The sequence below is a fragment of the Sphingomonas sp. PAMC 26621 genome, assembly GCF_000251145.1.
Taxonomy (GTDB): Bacteria; Pseudomonadota; Alphaproteobacteria; order Sphingomonadales; family Sphingomonadaceae; genus Sphingomonas.
The window spans coordinates 1-2,336 of the sequence record NZ_AIDW01000049.1; the positions used below are offsets into that span (position 1 = coordinate 1).

General features: G+C 59.9%; 2 protein-coding genes. One reads left to right on the forward strand and one right to left on the reverse strand.

All coding sequences use genetic code 11. The features are described from left to right. Positions 1–468: 468 nt before the first annotated feature. Positions 469–1,755: a histidine kinase dimerization/phospho-acceptor domain-containing protein gene (locus RI03_RS22435; protein ID WP_010219540.1), complete on the forward strand. Its 1,287-nt coding sequence runs from the start codon at positions 469–471 to the stop codon at positions 1,753–1,755. Positions 1,756–1,835: 80 nt separating this feature from the next. Here RI03_RS22435 and RI03_RS20185 read toward each other — a convergent pair. After that, positions 1,836–2,336 (reverse strand): ATP-binding protein (locus RI03_RS20185; protein WP_170318432.1); only part of this gene is annotated, 501 nt, incomplete at its 5' end.

Below are 2,336 nucleotides of genomic sequence, written 5' to 3' on the forward strand. Positions count from 1 at the left end.
ATCCGCACCGCTCGCTCGCGGACTTGGGGCGCAAACTTGTTGGTCGTCTTGCTCGTCATGGCTTCACCTTCTCAGCAGTTGGAGCCTCCGACAAACCCGGGGCGGTTCACATTTGTCCATCTCACGCAACGCGAGCCGGAAACTGCGGTTTATTGCAGTTGCGGCCGATCATCATTGCGAGCCGCTACAGTTAGGCCGCAGAGTTTGACGTTGCCCATAGAAGCAACCCTTTACTGGTGATAGCGTAGGCCGAATGGTGATTAAGGGAATCGACCGGACCCATTGGCTGGGCTGGCGCATGGTGTTGGCGATCGCCGGCGCTCTGCTGCTACCATTGTCGATATACATCCTTGTTACCGTAAGTGCGGACTACCGGGACGCCCGGCGCGCAACGGAACGCGCGACGCTGACACGATCACAAAAGTAGCGAACGAGGTCGCCTCCAGACTAAAGCTAGTTGGCCAAGAGATGCGGATTCTAGCAACGATCCGCTCCATTCCGGAGCGTAACTGGCGGGAAGCGCAGTCCCGTTCGCGAGACATTGCACAACTCGACCCCGATTGGCGCAACGTTACCCTGATCGATCTACAGCGTGGGGTCAGCCTTTTCGATTTACGTGCGCCCGTTCCGCAGGAGAAGGCCATCGACATGATCGTCGCGCGCAAGATCGCGCGCCTCAGTGCTCATCATCCAATGGTTGGCGAAGAAATTCGGCTCAATAACGGAGTACCAGAAGTCGAGGCGTATCTGGCGATCGGACCAACGGAAGTGCCGCGTTACCTAATGCGTGTCAGCCTTAATCCAAGGCTGATACAGCGTATTCTGATGGCGTCGGCCTCAACCGAAGGCGTCAGCGCCGTAGTAGACCGACGCGGCTTTTTTATCGCTCGCAGCAAGGCATGGCCCGAAAGGCTTGGAACGCCGGCAACAATTTATGTTCGCAACGCCATCGCCAGCGGTCGATCCGGCTTCTACCGCAGCGTGACTTGGGAAAAGCTAACTACTTATACGGCATTCACTAGGCTCGCCGACAACGGCTGGTCGGTTCATGTCGCTGTGCCGTCTGAGACGATCGATCGTTCGCAAATTGGCTGGCGCCTGTCCTCGATGCTCGCAGCCATCGCAAGTCTAGCACTGGCTACGCTGCTGGTCTTCCTGATCATGAGGTTGATCGCTATTCGCCGAGCTTCCTACGTCCGCGCTCAGCAAACCGAACGGCTCGAAGCGGTCGGAAAGCTAACGGGGGGGATAGCTCACGATTTCAACAATATGCTCGCCATAGTCATCGGTAGCCTGGACCTCGCCCAGCGCAGGCTATCGAAAGGTAACACCGACATCACTCGGTACATCGATAACGCTATGGATGGGGCCCATCGCGCTGCCGATCTCACACGCCGGCTACTGGCCTTTTCGCGCCGCCAACCGCTCGCTCCTGCCGCGATCGAGGTCAATGCCCTGATCCGGGCGATGCGCGACTTGCTGAGCCAAACGCTCTCGGGCGACATCGTGATCGAGACTAAGCTTGCCGACGATCTCTGGATGACATTCGTCGATCCGGGGCAGCTTGAAAATGCGGTTGTAAATCTTGCTGTCAACGCACGCGACGCGATGCCCGATGGCGGAACCTTGACAATCACGACCGCCAACCGGCCAGCCGGCACACGCGCTGACGCCGACCGAATTGCCATCATTGTCGCGGACACTGGCAGCGGAATGTCAACGCCGGTCGGATTCCAGGCCATCGGGGCGGAGTAAAAGCAGGCCATTGTTGATGCGGTCCTGACGATATGAAGATGGCCCCGATCGGGGCCATCTTCATATCGTGTCGTCGTCGATCAGGCGGTGGTGATCTCGCCGGTTTCGAGGTCGATGATCTCGGTGGCCTGGTTTTGCTCCGCCCTGGCGGCAGAGCGCCGACGCCCGGCCGACTGCTTCAGCCGATAGCTGTCGCCGTTCATGGTCAGGATGCTGACGTGATGGGTGAGCCGGTCGAGCAGCGCACCGGTGAGCCGCTCGCTGCCCAGCACCTGGGTCCAGTCCTCGAACGGCAGGTTGGAGGTGACGATCGTGGAGCCACGCTCGTACCTTTGGGAGAACACTTCGAACAGCAGCTCGGCACCCGTGGGCGACAGCGGTACATAGCCAAGCTCGTCGATGATCAGTAGCTTCACCGCCGCAAGGTCGCGCTGCATCTTCAGCAGGCGGCTTCGTCGCGCGCTTCCAGCAGCTGGCTGACCAGCGCGGCCGCGGTCGTGAACGTCACGGTAAAGCCCTTCTGGCAGGCAGCCAGACCCGAGGGCGAGCGCGACATGCGTCTTGCCCGTGCCGCTGTTGCC

Coding starts and splice junctions, on each gene's coding strand:
- RI03_RS22435 (WP_010219540.1), top strand. CDS start 469: ATGCGGATTCTAGCAACGATCCGCTCCATTCCGGAGCGTAACTGGCGG.